Source organism: Pseudomonas sp. 58 R 3, from assembly GCF_900006605.1.
GTDB lineage: Bacteria > Pseudomonadota > Gammaproteobacteria > Pseudomonadales > Pseudomonadaceae > Aquipseudomonas > Aquipseudomonas salomonii.
This window is the reverse complement of record NZ_CVTT01000017.1, coordinates 1-212: the sequence shown is the minus strand read 5'-3', so window position 1 is coordinate 212 and position 212 is coordinate 1. Positions and strand designations below refer to the sequence as shown.

General features: G+C 59.0%; 1 protein-coding gene. It reads right to left on the bottom strand.

Going from position 1 to position 212, the window contains the following annotated elements; translation table 11 throughout:
* On the bottom strand, positions 1-212 hold a 212-nt coding region (locus BFP92_RS01945; protein WP_139114021.1), incomplete at both ends, for an RHS repeat domain-containing protein.

The following is a 212-nucleotide window of genomic DNA, read 5'->3' as shown; positions in this document are numbered from 1 at the left end:
TGGTAATCGAGCCGGTAGGTTTCGCCTGCCTCGTTTTCGATGGAGGTCAGCAGCAGGCGCGCATTGTCGTAGCGATACTTAACGTGGCTGCCGTCGGCGTTGATTCGGCGGCTGATCAGGTGCAGGCCGTCGGCGTATTCGTAACGGGTGACGTGGCCGAGTTCGTCGTGTTCGGCGGTGATTTTTCCGTAGGCGTTGTAGCTGTATTCGCG